Origin of the sequence: Planktothrix sp. FACHB-1355 (assembly GCF_014748295.1) — a bacterium.
In the GTDB taxonomy this organism is placed as follows: domain Bacteria; phylum Cyanobacteriota; class Cyanobacteriia; order Cyanobacteriales; family Aerosakkonemataceae; genus Aerosakkonema; species Aerosakkonema funiforme_A.
In genome coordinates, this window is sequence record NZ_JACJUP010000013.1 from 1 (window position 1) to 20,210 (window position 20,210).

Consider the following 20,210-nt stretch of genomic DNA (forward strand, 5'->3'; position numbering starts at 1 on the left):
GTACCCCATCTGGCCTTTTTTCAAATTTCGCTCCCCATCTTTTGTTGATAGTGTCGAATTTGTACTGCCCGAAAGTGTGTTTAGCCAGTTCTCGCACGCATTCCGCACGGTACCCGTGTTGATCTGGCTGAATGTGTTTAACCCAAACTAAGCAATAGTCCCACGGTTCCATTTCGATCTCTGCCCTTTGGCAAATCACGTCAATCCAATCATGGGCGATCTCCAGTGAGCGATTAAATACACTATAAGTGTGTATTCGGATTAGCTCGATCGTCCAACGTGGGAGTAGTCGGTTTTTCCACCCAGCCGATACCACTCCTAAGTCCATGCCTCCAACTCCGGCCAATAAGCCGATTGCTAGGGCTGGGGGGTTGGTGGAGATACACAAAGAAGCTGGGTGTGTCATGATGGGAGTCTGTTTTTTGTTTCTGGCCTCGGTTGGTAGCCGGGGCATTTCTGTTAGACTTCGTTTGTTTGAGATACCGCAATTGCCTTTTCTAGGTTTTCGTCCGATATGTACACCAGCAGGTCGGCTGGTTGGCAGTCAAGCTTAGCGCAAATTCCATTGAGTATTTCTGGATTTAGTCGGGGCATCGTGTCTCTTTTTCGGAGTCGATACACGGAGTTTTCGCTGACCCCCAACACTTGAGCTAAATCTTTATTACGGACGCGGCGTCTTGCCATCATTTCATTAAGTTTCCAAAGTATCAAATTGCCGATGTTAGAACTCTCCTCCATGAGTCTATACATCGTACTCTAGCGATGAACACCATCATTAGAATACGATAAATCTACTCCTTAACACTGTCAAGTAGATAAATCCACTTTTACTCAAAATATTAAAAGGCTATTCCTTACTAAACTTGGTCGCTTTGCTTCGGCATGAGGTTGCTAGCATAGAGATTATCTCCATCGTGAGAGCAATCCCAAGTCAGTGGTCTATCTTGCTGGATTAGCACTGGCTTGGGTACACAGCCTGGATAGGTCGTGTACATATACGATAACACTTTATTTGTTAGGTTGCAATACAACCTGTTAAACTGTGTGTAATTCAGACGGAGCTTAACCTTGTGCCAAAAAAGGGAATTAAGTCAAAGCCTGGGCAAGGTGAAATCTGGGATGAGCCAAAGTCAGAAGTTATTACGCTACGGCTGACCCCAACAGCTAGAAATTTGATGGAGTCCGAAAGTCAACGGCTAGGAATTTCCCGCAGTGAGTTAATTGAACGAGTGTTAAGACTCAGTGGTTCTCTGCCAGTAGAACGAGAACAAGAAGATACATTATTACAAATCTTAAAATTTATTCACAATCTATCAATTTCAGAAATAGCAAAGGTTTTGACTACTCTGGGGCGGGTATTGAATGCCAAGACACAAGTTGTTAATGTTGGATCTGTGGCTGAATTAGTGGAACAGCACAAGAGAAACTTAGAGTTGGGTGGGATGAAGATAGATCGCATCAATGCGATCGCTACGGGAGCCAAACCTAGTAAGGCTGACATCATTCAGATTTGCACCATCCTTGATATGGATTGTGCGGTAATTCAAGAGCTTGTTAGAAAGTCTTTTGGTCAGGTACAAAATGGATTTATTGAAACTGCTGAATAGCCCAGGCTGGAGTTGGAAGCTTTCTGGAAGAAATTGCATTATTCTTGCTCCTAGCCATGATGATGCTACCGAACTACTCGAAAATTGCGTAGATAGCCTGCTTAGCACCGCCGCAGTACTTAAAGGAAACGTTCAAATCGGATGGCGCGGATGCAAGCGGCCTTTCAAAATTACTCCTGAAATGGCAAAGATAATGATGTCAGAGCCATCATTACATGAAAAAATCACCATGAACCAGCCCAACTCCGATCCCAAAAATAATTTATTGCCAGAATTAGGCTTCGATCTTAATGAATTATATTGTAACCCACTACCTGTCTACATTAATCAGATCTCCGATCAGCGTGTAGTTTTCGCTAATCCTGCTGCACTTGCCGCCCAAGGTAAAAAACCTATAGAATTCCTGGGTGAAAGTGCCGCTGCCTTAAATGACCCAGACGAACTTGAACGGCGGGATGCTATGTTAATTAGAGATGGTTTTCTTAGCGAATATCAATACAACGCATTAAGATGGTATAAGGATGAAGAAACTCAGTTATGGCGACGCAAGCGAATGAATTTTTGTTCAAATTTCCGCCGAATAAATTTTTTAGGTGAATCATGTCGGTTAGCTATTGTTTTGCAAGCTGTTGAAACAGGAAAGGCAGTAGGCTAATTTAAGGAAGTTGTATGAGTATTAACGAAATCCTAGAGGTGGAAAATTACTGCAATCTCAGTAGACTTTTAAATAAGGGTTTAATCCAGCTATACCAAGAGATATTTGCTGAGCCACCGGAATACCAAATCTGGCCAGAAGTTAAGTTGTCGGAATTATTCTCTTTCTATCAATCCAGCGGTCATCTTTTTGTTGCAGTTGCTCGCTTGGAGCAACCAATAGGTTTCTGTGCTATTTTGCCATTAACTGTTTCATCAATTTGGCAAACTGTAGTCAGCGATGGTTTTTCTACTTATACCCTAAATCAAGATTTTTTGTATTATAAGTTTGGTATTGATTCTCAGTCAGCTTGGTATGTCGCTGATTTAGGTGTAGCTGCTCAACATCGAAAGCTCGGTTTGGGAACAAAACTGATACAAAGAGCTATAGCTTGTAGGAAGCCTATGTTACTTCGGGTTTCATTAGTAAGAAGCCAAGCGATCGCACTGTACAATCGGGTTGGATTTGAACCTATAAATCTGTTTCAAAAGGCTAACTACAAACAACAGAATGGGTCGGTAAAAACTTTTGAAAAAATGCTTATGCTTATCAAATAAGGAGGTATACTAATCCGGTTATTCCGTACTTACTGTGCTAATTTTTTTCTGTAGAGTTAGAAAATCCACAACCTTTACATCACTTTTTACCAACTCTTTGTTGAATTTAGAGAAACTTGGGCAGTAGTTGTTCAAGGAGTGCGCCGCAGGCAGTAATAGCACAGTATATTTATCCTTGGTGTGTTGTAGCACACTTTTTGCTCTTCTTGCATTCTTCGAGGGTTTGCGTTTCCTATGTGGCGAGATTCTCAGCCGACATCTCATAGGCTGATGCACCCTCACTAATTTTCTATAGATATTTTCACATCCGGGCGTCTATTGACGCCCACCTACTTACCTATTTATGATAGCGATGTCAGTTAGATTTTCGTAAACCAAAGTGGGGGTAAAAACTCTGGGGAGTTCACGAAAATTGCTAGAACCTTGACAAATCAATAATTACAGCTTTCAGATGACTTTACTTATTGCATATTCTTAGCAGTAAGCACGGCTGGAAATATCTTGAAAATTAGATTGCCGAAAAATCACTTTAAAACCCTTGATTTATTTGGGTTTTGATTGACAGGGTTACACCGTACCTAAAAGGTGCGGCTCCATTGAAGCATTGAATTACCGTTATCGTTATTGAGAAATTTTAAAGTTACACCGTACCTAAAAGGTGCGGCTCCATTGAAGCACTGACAAAGATGCGGAAATTGCCAATTTAAAAAGTTTGTTGTTACACCGTACCTAAAAGGTGCGGCTCCATTGAAGCTAGAATACCGTGCGAGATTTGTCACCAATATTGGTGTCTGTTACACCGTACCTAAAAGGTGCGGCTCCATTGAAGCACTTGGATCGAAGTCGATGTTCCAAACTGGTTTTATGTTACACCGTACCTAAAAGGTGCGGCTCCATTGAAGCGGATTGAAAGAAATTATCAAAAACTTGTAGCACAAAGGAGGTTACACCGTACCTAAAAGGTGCGGCTCCATTGAAGCCAAAGTGAAACTTGTTGACAGCGGGCAAGAACTGAGTTACACCGTACCTAAAAGGTGCGGCTCCATTGAAGCAGCAAGGCAGTGCGCTCACAAATGGCATAAAAACTCGGTTACACCGTACCTAAAAGGTGCGGCTCCATTGAAGCACTAAATAAAAGCGATTTCGACACAATGCCGTAGCGGTTACACCGTACCTAAAAGGTGCGGCTCCATTGAAGCGAACATATGGAAATTCCCATGCCTACGGAAGGTAGGTTACACCGTACCTAAAAGGTGCGGCTCCATTGAAGCCCTCAAAGCCGTATGTCGGACGATCGCGCCTAAAATGGTTACACCGTACCTAAAAGGTGCGGCTCCATTGAAGAAACAGAAACGATATCAGCCGGTACAAACAACCCCAAGCCAAAGTGAGCCGCATAGCCAAGCGCGATCGGCCCAGCTTGTAGTTCGGCCAACTCAATTTCTAACCAGTAACCACGATCGGACTCTTTTTTCCCATTACCTTGGTAGCGCCGACGTTGAAACGCTTGCCAGTTATAGCCGCTGAACTTTCTCCCCGCTTCCTCACTCAGGCATCTTGCCTTTACCAAAAGCTTGCCATCATCCCGTTGATAACCCAACCAATCTGCTGGATCGCCCGCACATTGAATCTCAACACATTCATCCAAAGATAGCTCTTGATTCAAATGGTTGAGCAAGTGTTTTAACAAACGCAGCGTTTGATGTTCTGGGCCATCAATTTGGAAAGATGTCCCAGGAATATATTTGGGTTGACCTCGGCGATCGCGTTTTGGATGACGGGGCAGCAGTAGCGGCGTTAGACTTTGCCATCTGCGACTTTTCCCCACCAAATTCGAGCAACCTGGTTGTTGTCTTTCACTGCTATAGTCTTCCCTTCGTCCAAGCGCAACCAAGACTGTTTGCAGATCGAACCCTTCCTTTCCCCAAACCTTATCGAGTTTAGACAGCGCCCAGATTGCCTGTTCTCCAAAGCCCCCGGCTGCATAGACAACAACGTGGTCGATTTTGCCTCTTTGATTCACCTCCGGTAAATACCAGGAGTGCTGCTGTCCCACCGCAGGCTTCCCTTTGCCCTCCTCATCTAATTCATCTGGCTGGCGACCGCTAAAGATTGGATCTACCTGTCCGTCTGCATCCCTACTCTTTGCCATCAGCGCCTGTCGAAACCTTTCTCCCAAGGAAACTGCTTCTGTTAGATTGGGCAGCACATTAGAAGAAAGTGCAAATCGAGCAAACGTTGGTGCTTGTAGCATATAGGGCTGCGATCGCACTGGCTGACGTTCCGCCTGTTCTAACTCATAGATAACCCAACGAGTTCCCGGAATCCCATTCCAACCTTGTCCATGCAGAGAAGCAATATCCAGTTCCAACGCCTCCAGAATGTCAGATGGTGCTTTCCACTTTGCTTTCCCTCTTTTCGGCTTCGGTAAAACCGCAAGTGCTGCTTGAAACCCCTCCAATCCCTCAAGAGTCAATGGTGCTAGAACCTCGACCCGCTTCGTTTTGGGGTTCACTTCCTCATCTTTGAGCGGATTGGCATTACACTTATGGTTATCTTTCACTACTTGGATCTCAACCCAAGACTCCGCCCGACCCAGATAACTCACTTGAGAGCAAAGCTGCTGAAGTAACTGTTGTTCTAGCTGACTCAACTCAACTTCAGACCACACTACCTGAATTACTGCTTCCGAAGACATTGCCCCACCCGGTAACGCATAAAAGGTATCAAAAACTCTGGTTGTTTTCGCTTCGCCCTCCTTCCAAATCGGCATATAGTGCCGAGTGTGAGCGGCAGTATATTCAGGCAGGTGATAACTGGGAAGCTGGTTGGCTAATTTAGTTACTAATTGCCTCATCAGAATGCGATCGGGTTGCTCTAGCAGACGGTAATAAGCAGAAACCAACGCCCGCAAAATTCGCCAGGGTGAGGGGGGCCACTCGACAATCCCTTCATTCACCTGATGATTCCAGGGTGTACCATGATAGCGACCCGTGAGGAATTGAATCGAAAGTCCTACACTCATTATTTCTTTTTGCTCTCCTCAGCCTGGTACTGAACAACCGTTATGGGAGGATTAGCAAAGGCTGAAGCTGCTGCTTTAACTAACGAGAGCAATGCCTTAGCTAGTTCTGCATGACTGGGGAGTTCAAACTTCTCTGGACGCTTGACTTCTATTTTAGTTGCTTCTAGATCGCAGGCAGTTCGCAGGCGCAAACCGCGATCGAGGAAGCGTTGAATTTTGTAGAGGGCGATCGCAATCAGTAAATTTTCTACATCAACCCCTAAGCGATAGCCGCGAATTTGTGCTAAATCCAAGCTGAAATAAGCCGTAATTTTTTCAGCCGTGTACTCTTCCCGGTGGTAGGGTACATTCCCATAACCTTCTCCAGCACCACCTTTATCCTTTGCTTTCCCGGTGGCATCAACCCGATCGTGCTTAACACCACCTGAACTTACAATTGAGACATTTTTGGCTTCAATAAAACCAGACAGTGTACGGGCAATTCTTAAAGCACCAGCAATTTTTTCAAAGAAAATACCATGCAATAAACAATTTAAATCGTATTTAGCCAGAACTGTAGCTAATCTATGAAAGTCCACTGGGGTTTCGGGAGCAATCTCAAGTTCAGCTTGAATTTTATCGAATAAAGCAGTTTTTTTCTGTTTAGTTCCCATAATGTAGGGAGAGTTCAGCCGATGCGCTTCTAATAGCGAATTTGTCAAAACTTTATCGCCCTGCTTAACTACTACATAAGGAATTCCCTTCAGAGGAGCAACTACATCTTGATTTGCTTCATCCAAAATGGTATTTTCTAACCGATTCGCTACACTTTGAGCCGATTCTAGTAGTAGCATTTGGGTTTTTTCTTGATTGGGAAGTCGATAAGTTGCTGCACCTAAATCGGGAAATCCAGTTGGCTGAAATCGCGTTCCTTGTAGAGGAACTAGATCAGCTTCAATCAATAATCGAGGGGCATCTTTGAGTGAATTGAAGTCCATTGACTACTCCTTAGAGTGAATGAGTAAAACTTGTTTTGCTAGATAAGCAATTCCATAATCGGACAGAGGAAATGCTAAAGCAGCAGCAATTCGTTGAGTTCTGCTCTCTTCTTCTTGCTGTTCTCCTACTTTGGTAGGAAAACCACTAGCCCGCAGGCGACGCGCTGCCAGTTTAGTTGCCGTAAAACAATCTCCTGCTGCCAGTCTTGTTAGCAATGCGGGAATTCTGGGTAAGTCTACATTATCCTTAAGAATTGTTGTGCCGAAAACTTTCTCGAAGGCTTTCTTTTTAAAGGTGCGGTGGTGAGCGATCGCTAACAGGGCGTAGGTAAGTGGCACAAACCCTTTTAAATTGTTGTTTCGCTCGGTTTCTAAGCGTTTTGGTTTTACTAGAGAAAGACCTCTGGCAATTGCCTCAATTCGCTCATCTTGAGTTTCGTTATCAATCCACCAAACAACATCTTCAATTTTGGCAAAAGGAAGTTTCTGAGTTAATCTTGTCTTTTGTTCTATTTCAGCTTCATCTTGCTTGTTTTTTGATTGCTCTAATTCAATTTCTTGACGCTTGAGTAGAGTAATTAAATTCTTATTTAAACTACCTTTGTGCCAAGTAGTTAATTTGTCATTGTTATCCGCCCCAAAAGTAGGCTTGTTGCCTCTTACCCGCGCAAGTCGCTGTCGCAAGTTATTACTAGCCAATGCCAGTGCCAAACGAAACTCGCTCGATTCTTCTTTACAGTCATCAATCCAACCCGATTCCAACAAAGGTAGGGGGTGAAGACATTTCTTTTGAGTAAACTTGAGAGAATTATCTAATGCTGCCTCTGCTTCACCTAATGCAATTAGCACATCTAGTAGAAATGCCTTTCCACGACTAAAATCGATAATGGCAGTTTCTAAACGTCGATGCGCCCGTTTGACAGACGCAGGAGCCTTATCATCTTGAGCCGCCCGTCTAAAGCTGTCTAACCAATTGTCGATTTCCTTCAATCGGTCAACTTGGGGGTTAAACTGAGGCTGAAAGCGATCGAGGGGAATGGCAAAATGGCTAGCTTTTTCTCCTGCTCCATTTCTTTGCAAAAAGATATAGCGAACAAATTCTTGAATACCTCTAGTTACGCCTAAACTAGAGATTGCCCTAGCGAAATCAATGCCATCTCTTACAGAACGACCACCAACCTTTGCTCGTCCTTCACTAAAGAGAATTTGTAGCTCTCTCAATCCTGTGGGCTGTGACCAAAGAGGAACCCAAAACTCTGCTCTAGCTACATCACTGTCTGAAGCGCTACCGTAACCGATGCTAGAGGCATTAACTGTGAATGGATAGACAAACCTTCCCCGTTCCGACTTTTCATAACGCCGAGTTGCTCCTGAAGCAAACAGCATGATGCCTTCCATTGTCAGGACATAACTCCAAGGATTAACCCTAGAATCCGTATCGTGCCTTGGTGAAGCATTTACTCCCCCAGTTGCAATAGGGTTAAACTGCCCGATTTTGCCAGCAAAGGGTAACTCTGGGAGAATTTCATCAAACAATGCCGCCTTAAGCAAAAAATTTGAACTCTGTGTCGGTTTACCAGTTGTAAGATCTATTAGCTCCTGTAGCTGCTGCATAAAAGTACGACTGTATTCAACATTGCCCTCATTACCCCCTGTCCCTAACAACGGTGGGGTTTCTAGTAAGTCAGAAGTGATTAGCAAACAGGTATCTAGCCATTTCACTACTTCGTCAGGCAAATGATTGCGTAATCGCTCCACTAACCGTCGTTTCTCCTCATCCTTCGGCTGAACTGTTAACTTAAGAGCATCAACCTGCTGTTGAGCGATTGCAATGGCCTCCCCATAAAGTTGAAACCGTTCTGACTTCGCCTGTTGAATTGAATTGAGCAAACGCTTCTGAGCAGTATCTTTTGGGTAAAACCCAGTGCTACCGTTCCAAGGAGCGACTAACGGTGTTGGCTCATAATGATAGAGAAAGAACTTTTCTAACTCATCAGATGTTAGGTGTGTGATCAAGACAAAAACATCATTGCGCCAATATCCTTTTGCTTGAGGATCGATCGCTTTGAGCTTTTTGTCTTGGTCGCGGTAATGCGGCTCTGCTAATAAACGCAAAACTCCTAACGCTTTGAGGTAGTTTGATAGTGGTTCTGGGGTGCAACCACGTAGAGTAATGGATTCAGGCATTATTCCGTCCTCGTCAAAATCTCGTCATTATATTTAGCAGAAGCACGCCAATCAGCAATCCGAATCAGCGTTTCCAGAAATGCCAGCTTGAAAGGGCCATACTTCTCCAGAAGGGCGATCGCCCGTGCTGTCCACGATTCCCCATTTTTTCCTTCTCCTAACTCCATACAGGCTAGAGAAAGTTCTTGATTGCTAGACGGCCCATCCCCCAAATCAACGGGCAGCATACAATCTCCCTCCCAGACTCCTAGTGCATATCGCTGGATACAATCAGGGGCTTTTTCATTAGGACGGGGTTGAATCGTCATTCGGACTTTGCCATGATGGGCTGCAACCAGATAACACAACAAAAACGGTTCGCCTTGCTGTAGGGCGACTAAAGCGCTAATTAATTCATGGCGGAAATACTTACGTAACCGCATTTTGGTTGGATGATCGGATTTAGCCCAAATCTTCCCTTCTTTCTGCCGTTCAGGGCGATCGCGAGTCAGCATTTCTTGAAAAGCAGCATGAGCTTTACCCAAATCATGCCAACGTCCTGCTCTTTCTAGCAATTCGACTTCCAGGTTATCAAATAATAAGTCTGTACAAAGCTGCTTTACTCCCTCTGCAACATCCTGAGAATGTTGAACCAAAGTGACGTACTGTTTCATCTGATAAGTCAATGAATCGGCTTCATCGTGGTCAGACTCAATAGAAGTTGTTGTTCCAACTGCTTCAGGTTGGTCGGTGCTTTCACCTGTGAAACCAAGTTTTTCTGAGTAACCACCATCTGAACAATGCAGCAGCAACGACAGCCCTGGATAAACTGCTTTAGCCTTTTCCCATTTGCCTTTCAGCCCATCCCAGTACCAAGGATAGCGGTCTTGCTTCTTGAGCTTATCTAACAGGTCGTTTGTATAACCGATGTTTGTTTTAACAAGCCGAACTCGACAAAGTTCTTCTTGTTGTAATGCACCCATATCATCGGGTGGTTCTTCACCCGACCAGTCCCGCCAAGCGATCGCCACATCATTTTCATCTGTTTCTCGAATAAATGAAGAAATATCGATATCATGTCCTGCAAGGTCAGTTGAAGTGTCAAACAATTGCAACAGGTCATGCTGGCGGGGAATTAAGCCTTCAATCTCCTCTTTTAGATACTTATCCTTAACCTTATCCAAGTCTTTTGAGCCTACCTGTTTCAGTTCTTCAAGAAGCGATCGCGCTTTTTCCAGTTGTTCAGCCTTATATGGGCTAGCATTTTTCTTTAAATCAGGGATATCTATCCAGTAAACGGTTGCTGTTTCAGAGCATTCCCCATAGCGATTACACCGTCCAAACCGTTGCACTAGCGACGACCAAGGCGCAAGTTCAGTAAACAGGGTTTGAGCAGAAATATCAACACCTGCTTCGATTGCTTGAGTTGCTACCAAAATGCCAGAAAGCTTTTTCTCTCGAAGTTCTTGAAGTTGCTGATTTCGTTCCTCTCGTTCTGCGGCTCGAAAGCGCGAGTGAATTAATATTGATTTCTCGCTAGTTTGCTTTTCCAGGGCTTTGTAAAGTTCCTGGGCACGGCTGACTCGATTGCAAATTACCAGTGTCAGCGAACCGGGTATGTGCGCGGCCATTACTTCTTTCGCCAGCGCCAAGGCATAGTCGTTTTCTTTACCGCTGCATTCGGTTTTTGTTTTGACTAAACGCTTTTGAGCTTGCACTCGCAACTTGAGCGTTTCATTCTGTAAAACCTCATCATCAATAAGTTTTTGGACTTGGCTCGAATCAGGCTTATAGTTAACAGTTTGCAGCAGATCTGGATCGAGAGTGGCGCTCATCCATAGCGATCGCACTGTTCCATAAGTCCCAAAGATTTCTCGAAACCCTTGCAGTTGGGCAGTTGTTCGCAGTCCAGCCCCCATTAACTGCACCTCATCCATTACCCACAAACAATCGTTGTTCAGCAAGGCAAAGTGGATCGGCCACTTGTAGCGGCTCATGCTGTATCCTCGGTTCAATGCTCGACTCAATAGTTGGTCTTGAGTACCGATCAGAATGCAGTCTTTTTCTGGGTCAGCTTCCCAGCGATCGCTAACTGCGCCACTCATGAGCAGGTGTAGTCCAATTTCATCGCTCAATTGTACCTTTTTTAACCAATCTTCCACTGCTGTATAGGTTTGCTCAACCAGTGTTCGCATCGGTAAGCAGTAAACTAAGCGACGAGGCGTGCGCTTACGAATTTCTTCAGAGGCGTAACGTCTGCGCCAAAGCCAACTCAAGACCACTGCGGCTGTTTTTCCTGCTCCCGTTGGCACATTCAGCAGAATTGGGAGTTCTGATGCTGTGGCTAGTCGCTCTTGATAAGGGAACGGTGGGTTTTGAGTAATTTCTTTAAACCATTCCGGGTAATTTTGCATAGCAAAGTAACTGCACTGAAGCAGGTATCAAAGTAGCCAATTTTGTACCAATCCTTTCTAATCAGACGAGGCAAATTTTTTATCAATGGATTTAGACCTGGAGCGAGGCGATCGCCTTTCTCCAGCTACTCTCAGATAAGCTAAACTGCTGCGCGATTGATCGGGCGTAGCAGGAGATTCCACAGATAAAATCCAGTTGCTGTTTTGCCAACTGGACGAGCAATTTAAACTCCCTCATCTGTCTCTAACTCAAGATCTTGGTTTTGCCTAGCAAACTGCCCTAATTTTTTAATTTTCTGCGTTCTAGGGTCTTTTATGCCAATTTTTAGAGCTAATTCTGCACGGATAGCTCTTGAGGGGATTTTTTGTCGAATCAAAATTGGGAACAGCCAAAGCTGCCCATCTGAGTTACAATAGTGGGACATAATACCTCCTGGTATTAAAGAAATTTGAGCGAATAAATCGCTCAAACAGTTGTGCCGCCAAGCTTCTACTGTTCGAGAGATTTTGGAAGGGAGTACCAAAGGTACTCCCTTTTACCATACTTGGGATTCTAACACAGCTTTTCCCAATCTATAACGAGGTTAACCGCAAAATTTTGACTAAGCTGGTAACTCCCAAAGAGATAAAGCTATTAAAGGAGCCGCACACAGCAGTACGGAACGGAAAGGTCAGCTTTCTTTCAGCTTAATCGATAACTAGGTTGCTTCAAAGGGGCTGCTCTGGAAGCAGAAGTCGTATTTCTGATACTTTTAGTATTCAGTCAAGATGAGTGTAACACCTTCAGGATTTAAGCAAAGGGAGAAAGTTGGTGATAGCGATCGCATTGTAGCCAATCTTCCACTGCGGCATAAGTTTGCTCAACCAGTGTTCGCATCGGTAAGCAGTAAGCTAGGCGGCGAAGCGTGCGCTTAGAATTTCTTCATCGCCGTAACGTCTGCGCCAAAGCTAACCCTGCCCCTATTGGCACATTCAGCAGAATTGGGAGTTCTGATGCTGTGGCTAGTCGCTCCTGATAAGGAACGGTGGGTTTTGAGTATTTTCAATAAATCATTCAGAGTAATTTTGCATAGCAACCGCGCTGAAGCGGCTGTCAAATAGACCTTTCCAATAACTCCCGAACCCTTTCACTGTTTGGTTTTTGACTGCCTCTCCTTAAAGGGGGAGGCAGTCAAAAACCAACGTTTTAATCGGGGTTTGAGGATTTTGGTTCTTCCGTACTTACTGTGCTAAATTATTAGGGAATGGTATACATGGCTATGCTTGGGTAGAATCTCTGCAATTCTTTATTGCACAAACTACACAATTAATGGCATTAAGTCCACATAAACGTCCCTATTATCAACGAGGTCGAAGAGCCGAAATCCTTATCAAATCTACTTTTCGACTATAGTTGTCGCCCCTTCAGATAGATCGGTTCCACGTTATGAAATTGATCGGCCGAGCCCCTCTATATTGAGTATTTCTACTCAATCAATGCCTATCCCACTTCTACGCTTGGAGCCACTGCATCTGTGACAGTTGTGGGTGCGGAATGTGGGTTACCAGGTAAGGATTACAGCTATTTTTTCAACCGGACTGTGCCTGGTCGCTGGGCTAACACTCAGTTAACTAGGGCAGAGTATGGCCTGTACTCTGCCGTGGACACAGAGAGAAAAGCTGGAACCTTTGCCAGTTAAGATTTCCACTCCTGCCTTCAGCAGACACAAGCTTAAGCGGGCAGGCTGGACTTTAGTGATATGAGTAATACTTACTTTTCTTTACGTACCCCCTATCCCCTCAAAGGTTAGGGTTGTTGACAAGTAAAGATTTGTAACAAAAAATGTCCTTTCGCATAAAACTTTCAACCCAATCCCAATAGAGAAGTAGGAGTGCATAAAAGTTTTACCCTGAAGATACTTTTTTGTATTCCGTTGTCCAACAAAATCCTAATCGTTAACCGAGATTTCGGCTATTTGCTGGAGGCTCCTCAAACTGTCATGTCTACGAGCAATATAACCCAACTAAGAATTGGCTTTTGCGGTTTTGGTGCTTCGGCAAGTCATTTCCATATGCCACTAATTCGTCAGGAACCTGGCTTGAATTTAATTGCCGTCTTCGATCCGATATTTGAACGAACTCAGTGTGCCAAGCAGCGGGGTTTTCAGTTTACTTTATCTCCAGAGGATTTGGAGAAGGCAATAAGAGAACTTTCATTAGATATTATTGTTGTCACATCCCCTAATACCTTGCACTACGTTCAGGCAAAAACAGCACTGGAAGCTGGCGCTCATGTTTTAGTGGATAAACCCCTTGCACTTTGCAGCGAAGAAGTCAACCTACTTGTCGATTTGGCTAATCGTAAAAACCTAGTTTTGATGGCTTTTCAGAACAGACGATACGATGATGACCATCTCCAAGCACTAGAAATTGTTCAAAGCCAAGAGATAGGAGAGATTATTCGGATTGATGCAGCGATCGCATCCTGGGGACCATCAAATAAATTTGCAGTTCCGGATTTTTGTCCCACTTGGCGTACAGAGAAAAGCTACGGGGGCGGTGGTCTTTATGACTGGGGTCCGCACATTTTAGACCAACTCTTGAGGTTTGCTAATTGGAAACTCCCAAATCGGATTCACGCGATAGGTCGGTCTTCTATCTGGTCTACTGATTGTGACGATATTTTAATCGCCATATACGATTGGGAAAATTTTTCCGCTCGTGTACTCATCTCAGCAGTAGATATGGCACCAGTAGAAAGACTTCGTATCTGCGGTACAAAAGGCACGGTTGTAGTTCGTGGAGATGACAATCACGGAGAAGTAATAAAGTACAGTTCGACTACTTCCGAATCCCGCCGTTACTCAAACTCTCTACTCTTAGCAACGCCGATCTATCGGGCTTTAATTCATGCTATTACTACTGGGCAGCGAGAGAATATCGTTAGGTATTTAGACAATACCAAAAAATTATTTAGCCTAATAGACCAGACTCGTCAAAGCTTCAATTTTTAAGAAAGGAGAAATTCTAAATGACAGTCCCCAGTTCATGGTTTGGACCGAGTTCTTATACCCTAGCACTTAAATTGGTTAGCTTTGGCTTACCTCAAATTGAAGCCATCTCATTTGCCTGTGCCCAAAAGTATGGAACCCTCCAATATTTTACTATGCACCGAGAAGAGCGGGAAAAAGTCAACTGGGCAGTAACCTACTTAGAGATATGCCAAAAGTTAAGAATTGACGTAGCCCATAAAAAAGTTTTAGTAGTGGGTGTTAATGATGGGATGGATATTGAACTATTTAATCATTGCCAGATTATCGGTATCGATCCATGCCATCAAGCACTTGCCCTAGCTAGAGCCAATTTTCCTCACCATGAATTTCAAATTGCTCTAGCTGAATCTCTACCGCTAGCAGATGCTTCTGTCGATGCTTATATTGCTTTGCGAGTCATTAACTGTTCGACTGTAAATATTAAGTCTTTAATAGAAGAATTACAGCGTACTTTAAAGCCAAATGGTTCTTTTATATTTTCTATCGCTAACGGTTTTTTTGATAAAAAAATATACAAAGTAGGAGTTTTTAAAGATGGAAAAGTGAATTTAGAATACGCTAACTCCCTCAAAAATGAGCTTTTAAATCTACTTGAAGGCGTAGGGACTCAGTTAACTGTGGTAGAGCATCCTATAGAAACATTTATATTTGGGTGCAAAAATTAGTAAGAAAATGGGCAAAAATTTATGGAAATAGAAGAAATTTTAGACATTGAAAAATGGGATGATTTTATCAAGAATACTCGAGAGGGAACTGTTTTTCATACATCCTCTTGGTTTCAAGCATCACCTCATAATTTTTTGAGAATCGGAGTTTTTCAAAAAGGTAAGCTTTTGGCTGGTGCAATTCTCCAAATAAACGAACATCGCTTTGGTACTTTGGGAACTTTAGCTCCTTACTTAGGCCCAGTATTTGCAAAATTTCCTAATGGCGAAATGGTTCCTGAAACAAAAAGAAAAGTTATGTCAAAACTTGCACGAGGTATTCGAGAAAGAGTACCAAAATCAACTTTTTTTGTATCTCCTTGGCTTGAAACCCTTCAACAATTTATTTGTACAGGGTTTGAAGCTAAACTCCTTTATACCACAGTTTTACGAACTACAGACTTAGATGAAACTCAGGCGCAATTTTCGCCAACACTCAGACGCAACATCAAAGCTGCACTACAAATTGGCCTAACAGTAGAGCAAAGTAGCGAGCCATCAGAACTTCTTACCCTCGTCCGCCAATCTTTTGTTAGACAAGGACATTCTATCTGGTTCAATTTAGAAGAGGCTGATGCCTGTATGCGTCATCTGGCTAAGTTGGGACAAGCAATTTGTTTTATTACTCGCAACCAGGATGGTTTGCCTGTTGCTGCTGCTGGTATTGTCTGGGATTGGCATCGAAGTTATTACATTCTTGGAGGTTATGACCACACGCGATCGCACCGTGGAGGATCATCTTTAGCACTATGGAGTGCTATCCAGTTTACGCATCAGGAACTTGGTCTTACAGAAATTGACCTTGAAGGATCGCACCTTCCAGCTATAGAGCGCTTTTTCCGACAGTTCGGTGGGCGCTGGCTACCTTTTTATTACGTTACTGAAGCTAGAAATCCATTAATTAATACTCAGGAAATTTAACTATGCTAGCCATTTTTGGTGGAAATCCGGTAATTGCCAACAAAGAACTGCACGGTCATTATCCTCCTATAGGAATTAGTGAGCGCCAACGTATTAGTGCCGTTCTTGACAGTGGTATTTTATGGGGCCCTTGGGCACCAATGACGCGAGAACTCGAACAAAAGTGGGCTGAACGTACAGGTGTGAGCCACTGTGCAGCTTTGAATTCTGGGACTGCTGCTCTTCATTGCGCTTTGGCAGGATGCGGTGTGAAAGTTGGCGATGAAGTAATTGTGCCAGCCTACTCATTCATTGCCACTGCGAGTGCAGTTCTCATGGTTGGTGCAATTCCAATTTTTGTTGACATCCAACCAGAAACGGGAAATATCAATCCCGATCTAGTAGAAGCTGCTATTACTGACAAGACTAAAGCGATCGTTACAGTTCATTTACACGGGTTGCCTGCCGATATGGAACAATTAAGAGCGATCGCTCAACGTCATCAACTTTATCTGATTGAAGACTGTGCTCAAGCTCATGGAGCAATCTATCAGGGAAAAGCCGTTGGTAGCTTATCTGATGTTGGCGCGTTTTCTTTGAACGCTACCAAAGTGCTTGCCGGACCTGAAGGAGGACTTTTAACAACTAATAGTGATGCCATTTTTAATCGTGCTGCCAAGATGAGGGTGTTTGGAACAGAGTGGCATGAAGGCAAGCAAATTGTGAGAGACGCAGATAGCCTTGGCTACAACTATCGCACTAATGAATTAATGGCTGCTTTCGCTTTAGCACGTTTGGAATCACTAGACTCAGAACAAGAAATCAGGATTTCTAATGCCCAGCATCTCATTAATGGCATAAAGGACTTGCCAGGTGTTTCTGTACCCCCTTTACAGGTAGAAGACAGAAATCATATCTTCCAAATGATTCGAGTTAGGGTTAATGCCAAAATATTAGGATTAAAACTGTCATCTGAAGAACTGCGAGAGCGCATTGTTTTTGCTCTTGCGGCTGAAGGCGCAAATTGGTGGATTTGGGAGCGCAAGCCATTACCAGCTTACTCAATTTTTCAGTCCCTTAACGCTGATGGCGATGGCTATCCTTGGTGTCTGCCACAAGCTCGAAAGAATATTAGTTATCATCCAGGAAATTATCCAGTCAGTCTGGCTACGTCCAGAGATAGCATATTCACTACGGCTCACTTCCCTCCTAACACAGCAAATTTAATGGAGCTTTATGTAGAAGCATTTCATAAAGTGTGGGCTAACTTAGATGCTGTTTCTAAATTACCTATTTTGCTAAACGAAAATGGTATACAAAAACCTTTTTAGGGGGAACAAGCTTGTTGCATTTATGTACATTTATTGATTCATAGAAAATGCTTTCTCAACTCACACCTAGCTTTAATACTGCTTTAGGCTCTGCCTATTTGGGAGAGTCATTAGAATTACTTAAAATTGTCCCCAGTAATTCAAAAAATTTAATTATTTCATCCCCTCCATTTGCTTTATACTCTAAGGAAATTTATGGCTCTCGATATGTTACATGGATGTTGAAATATGCTGAAGAGTTTGAGCGAATATTGCTGCCAACTGGCAGTCTTGTTCTTGAGTTGGGCAGTACTTGGTTTCGTGATATACCTGAACGTTCAGTTCATAACTATCAACTAATTTCTAAATTATGCTCCCAAGAAAGCTGGCATCTTATCCAAGAATTTTACTGGTACAATCCAAATCTACTAACAACTCCTAATGATTGGACAGAAAGAGAATATATACGATTTAATGATTCAATTAGCATCATTTGGTGGCTTTCTAGAACAACACATCCTCAAGTAAATACCTCCCATATTTCACAGTACAGAAATTCACTAACAGGGAAATTATCTAATTTGTTACTGTTTGATGATGTAGCAGAAGATGCTGCTTACCTCAGCCGATGCTACAAAGCTGGCTTAGAACCCCAATCAAACCGTTTTCCGTCAACATTTCCTGATTTTTTCATACGCTTATTAACTAAGCCTAATGATACTGTTTTAGACCCATTTGCAGGAAGTTGTACAACAGGAAAGGTTGCTGAATCTTTAGGAAGAAAGTGGATATGTATTGAAGGAAAAGAATCATCATTAAATAGTGGTATTTTGCGATTTGATTTAGTGTAAACCAACAATATTTAAAGTTTATGTCTAACACGAAAATTGCTATTATTGCTGGTGCCCCCGGAGTCGGTAAAACAACTATTGCACGTCGAACCTGTGAGACTATTCAAGAGCGGCTTGAGTGTATTGTTGTTCATATTGAAGTGGATGATGTGAGATGGATGATATTAGGTGATAACTCCGATTGTAGTCCTCATCCAATGTGGCTAAAGCTTGTTGAAAGCATAGTCAATAGGGCAATGACATTTGCAGAAGTGGTTATAATTGAGGGACTTTTTTATGAATCTAGAACAGTCGAACGCCTCCTCATCCGCTATCCTGACGCAAAAATATTCATGTTGGAGGCTTCCCTAGAAATATGTTTAGAGCGCAATCGAAATCGAGAAGTTATATCTGAGCGTTTAAATGATGAAGAAATAAAGAGACTGCATCTTCTTACTCGTCCAACTTCATGGAAGAGGTTAAATGCAAATCTGCCAATAGAAACTTTAGCAATCCAACTTGTCAGCCAAATTTTATGACATTGATTTACGAGTACGATTACTTAGATATTAACCAGACACAATGGCTAGTAGAAAACGAGATAGATCCATTGTTAGTCAAGTCTCCTCTCTATAGAGGTACCTATCCTAGTGGTGCGAGGTTCAAGTTTGAAATGACTAATTGTGGGGACTATGGTTGGATATCAGACCAAAATGGACAACGTTACCAGCAAACTCACCCAATTACAGGAGCAAAATGGCAACCAGTACCGCCAGTAATTAAGCGCATTATGCACACTGAGGGAGCCAAACTATATCCAAGCTTTGAGGTGCAAAGTGTTTTGATTAATGTTTATAAATCATGTGATACTTACCCGATTATGAGCTTCCATCAGGATATAACCGAAGAAAATAAGGAAGCACCAATAGTATCCTTAAGTTTTGAATTAGGAGGAGACTTTTACGTCGCAGGTTTGTCTCATCCTGGTCGCGACTACCCACCTACTGACCCATCTGTACAAAAATTTTTGGTAAAGGATGGCACTTTAATTATTTTGGCTGACGAACATAGGCTAGCTTATCATGCCTTTGGTACACTTCATCCATTTGTATCTAGAACACTCTTTACTCGTCGGATTAACCTGACTGCACGAATGGTATATTTACCCAACAAGAAGGCAAGTGATGACAAGGATGAAATTAGCGTCCTATAAACATAGGATTTTAATCAATAAAACACAATCAAGATAAAAATATGAAAACTCAACTTTTGTCTCAGCTAAATCCATTAACTGAAATATTGATCGCTTCCCATATAGAGGCTAACGAGTACCTATTTAACACAAATCAACAAGGATTAATCAAATACTTAATTTCTATTGGAGATCCCGGCGATAGTGCACCATCTGGTTTTTGCCAAGTACCTCTCCGCCTACGTCTCGAGTTTCATGATCTAGAAAAATCGAACAATGATCTCAACTCTGTTTTACCTACATATGAGAACATAGCTAAAGTTATTGATTTCATAAATTCAATTGCTAATTGGAATGGTGCGATGTTGATTCATTGTCACGCAGGAATAAGCCGCTCCACAGCCATTGCTTTAATAGTATGGGCTTACTTACTCGGTTCTGGTGGAGAGGAACAAGCTTTAGCCTATGTGTTAACAGCTAGACCTCAAGCTAGGCCCAACCGATTGATTGTCAAACTTGGAGATGAACTTTTGAATCGAAGGAGTAAGTTAATACAACTCCTAGATTCTACATGATTGTTTCTTTTATCGGATTAATCGATGAGCCCTAAATTGACAGATATTTTCGTTTGAACAAGAGCAGTATAGCCTTTAAAAGCTAGTTTCTTGGTTGATTCAATTTTTGAAGTAACAAAACCATGATAAAAATTCACACTCAATTATTTCAGGCAAAACGGTGGCTCGAACGTTATCGAGGAGTTCAACCTGTGTTTGCGTGCGTTTTTGGATTTACTGCAACAGGG

At 42.8% G+C, this 20,210-nt stretch carries 19 protein-coding genes, 1 pseudogene and 1 CRISPR repeat array; of the genes and pseudogenes, 13 read left to right on the forward strand and 7 right to left on the reverse strand.

All coding sequences use genetic code 11. The annotated features are described in order from the left end of the window. Nucleotides 1–406 (reverse strand): annotated as a pseudogene (locus H6S82_RS32940) (hypothetical protein); the annotation flags it as partial. Nucleotides 407–459: 53 nt separating this feature from the next. Continuing rightward, entirely contained in the window at nt 460–750 is a 291-nt protein-coding gene (locus H6S82_RS01995) for a helix-turn-helix transcriptional regulator (protein WP_199315153.1), read from the reverse strand. Nucleotides 751–1,070: 320 nt separating this feature from the next. On the opposite strand from H6S82_RS01995, the gene H6S82_RS02000 reads away from it, so the two are divergent. The 4 genes from H6S82_RS02000 to H6S82_RS33205 all read left to right on the forward strand — a co-directional run bounded on the left by H6S82_RS02000 (nt 1,071) and on the right by H6S82_RS33205 (nt 4,802). Further along, entirely contained in the window at nt 1,071–1,607 is a 537-nt protein-coding gene (locus tag H6S82_RS02000; RefSeq protein ID WP_190462987.1) for a hypothetical protein, read from the forward strand. After that, nucleotides 1,582–2,262 carry a PAS domain-containing protein gene (locus H6S82_RS02005; protein ID WP_190462985.1) on the forward strand — a complete coding sequence of 227 codons (681 nt, stop codon included), beginning with the start codon at nt 1,582–1,584 and terminating at the stop codon, nt 2,260–2,262. Before H6S82_RS02000 ends, H6S82_RS02005 begins: the two co-directional genes overlap by 26 nt. 14 nt (nt 2,263–2,276) lie before the next feature. After that, complete coding sequence (locus tag H6S82_RS02010; protein WP_190462983.1) at nt 2,277–2,858, forward strand: GNAT family N-acetyltransferase; 582 nt, start codon at nt 2,277–2,279, stop codon at nt 2,856–2,858. A 566-nt stretch (nt 2,859–3,424) separates the two neighbouring features. Next, a CRISPR array of direct repeats spans nt 3,425–4,203; the repeat unit is 37 nt; unit sequence GTTACACCGTACCTAAAAGGTGCGGCTCCATTGAAGC. Between the two features lie 383 nt (nt 4,204–4,586). Continuing rightward, complete coding sequence (locus H6S82_RS33205; protein ID WP_242056776.1) at nt 4,587–4,802, forward strand: hypothetical protein; 216 nt, start codon at nt 4,587–4,589, stop codon at nt 4,800–4,802. Between the two features lie 1,080 nt (nt 4,803–5,882). Here H6S82_RS33205 and cas7u read toward each other — a convergent pair. From cas7u to H6S82_RS02035, 4 genes are all read right to left on the reverse strand, one after another. Further along, on the reverse strand, nt 5,883–6,860 hold the full coding sequence (cas7u, locus tag H6S82_RS02020) for a type I-U CRISPR-associated RAMP protein Csb1/Cas7u (RefSeq protein ID WP_190462982.1): 978 nt from the start codon (nt 6,858–6,860) through the stop codon (nt 5,883–5,885). Nucleotides 6,861–6,863: 3 nt separating this feature from the next. Beyond that, nucleotides 6,864–9,047 (reverse strand): type I-U CRISPR-associated protein Csx17, encoded by a 2,184-nt coding sequence (gene csx17 / locus H6S82_RS02025; RefSeq protein WP_190462979.1) that lies wholly within the window; start codon nt 9,045–9,047, stop codon nt 6,864–6,866. Beyond that, nucleotides 9,047–11,440, reverse strand: a complete 2,394-nt coding sequence (gene cas3, locus H6S82_RS02030; protein WP_190462978.1) for a CRISPR-associated helicase Cas3' — start codon at nt 11,438–11,440, stop codon at nt 9,047–9,049. Before cas3 ends, csx17 begins: the two co-directional genes overlap by 1 nt. 224 nt (nt 11,441–11,664) lie before the next feature. Further along, nucleotides 11,665–11,910 carry a hypothetical protein gene (locus H6S82_RS02035; RefSeq protein WP_190462976.1) on the reverse strand — a complete coding sequence of 82 codons (246 nt, stop codon included), beginning with the start codon at nt 11,908–11,910 and terminating at the stop codon, nt 11,665–11,667. Nucleotides 11,911–12,208: 298 nt separating this feature from the next. Between H6S82_RS02035 and H6S82_RS02040 the strand changes: the two genes are divergently transcribed. After that, complete coding sequence (locus H6S82_RS02040) at nt 12,209–12,355, forward strand: hypothetical protein (RefSeq protein WP_190462973.1); 147 nt, start codon at nt 12,209–12,211, stop codon at nt 12,353–12,355. Here the strand turns inward: H6S82_RS02040 and H6S82_RS02045 are convergent. Further along, entirely contained in the window at nt 12,352–12,537 is a 186-nt protein-coding gene (locus H6S82_RS02045; RefSeq protein WP_191055992.1) for a hypothetical protein, read from the reverse strand. The two genes, H6S82_RS02040 and H6S82_RS02045, sit on opposite strands and share 4 nt — an antisense overlap. A gap of 816 nt (nt 12,538–13,353) precedes the next feature. On the opposite strand from H6S82_RS02045, the gene H6S82_RS02050 reads away from it, so the two are divergent. Genes H6S82_RS02050 through H6S82_RS02085 form a run of 8 tightly spaced genes read left to right on the forward strand, consistent with a single transcriptional unit; the run spans nt 13,354 to nt 19,983 of the window. Further along, nucleotides 13,354–14,433, forward strand: a complete 1,080-nt coding sequence (locus H6S82_RS02050; RefSeq protein ID WP_190462972.1) for a Gfo/Idh/MocA family oxidoreductase — start codon at nt 13,354–13,356, stop codon at nt 14,431–14,433. 17 nt (nt 14,434–14,450) lie between these two features. Then, nucleotides 14,451–15,137 (forward strand): class I SAM-dependent methyltransferase, encoded by a 687-nt coding sequence (locus H6S82_RS02055; RefSeq protein ID WP_190462970.1) that lies wholly within the window; start codon nt 14,451–14,453, stop codon nt 15,135–15,137. Between the two features lie 21 nt (nt 15,138–15,158). Beyond that, a complete protein-coding gene (locus H6S82_RS02060; protein WP_190462968.1) occupies nt 15,159–16,097 on the forward strand; it encodes a GNAT family N-acetyltransferase in 939 nt (312 codons plus the stop codon). A gap of 2 nt (nt 16,098–16,099) precedes the next feature. After that, a complete protein-coding gene (locus H6S82_RS02065) occupies nt 16,100–17,407 on the forward strand; it encodes a DegT/DnrJ/EryC1/StrS family aminotransferase (protein WP_190462966.1) in 1,308 nt (435 codons plus the stop codon). Nucleotides 17,408–17,454: 47 nt separating this feature from the next. Next, nucleotides 17,455–18,237 (forward strand): site-specific DNA-methyltransferase, encoded by a 783-nt coding sequence (locus H6S82_RS02070; RefSeq protein ID WP_190462964.1) that lies wholly within the window; start codon nt 17,455–17,457, stop codon nt 18,235–18,237. Between the two features lie 20 nt (nt 18,238–18,257). Next, complete coding sequence (locus H6S82_RS02075) at nt 18,258–18,755, forward strand: AAA family ATPase (protein ID WP_190462961.1); 498 nt, start codon at nt 18,258–18,260, stop codon at nt 18,753–18,755. Beyond that, the gene (locus H6S82_RS02080) at nt 18,752–19,429 is read left to right on the forward strand and encodes an alpha-ketoglutarate-dependent dioxygenase AlkB (RefSeq protein ID WP_190462959.1); all 678 of its coding nucleotides are present in this window, start codon (nt 18,752–18,754) and stop codon (nt 19,427–19,429) included. Before H6S82_RS02075 ends, H6S82_RS02080 begins: the two co-directional genes overlap by 4 nt. A 41-nt stretch (nt 19,430–19,470) precedes the next feature. After that, on the forward strand, nt 19,471–19,983 hold the full coding sequence (locus tag H6S82_RS02085; RefSeq protein ID WP_190462957.1) for a dual specificity protein phosphatase family protein: 513 nt from the start codon (nt 19,471–19,473) through the stop codon (nt 19,981–19,983). Nucleotides 19,984–20,210 lie beyond the last annotated feature (227 nt).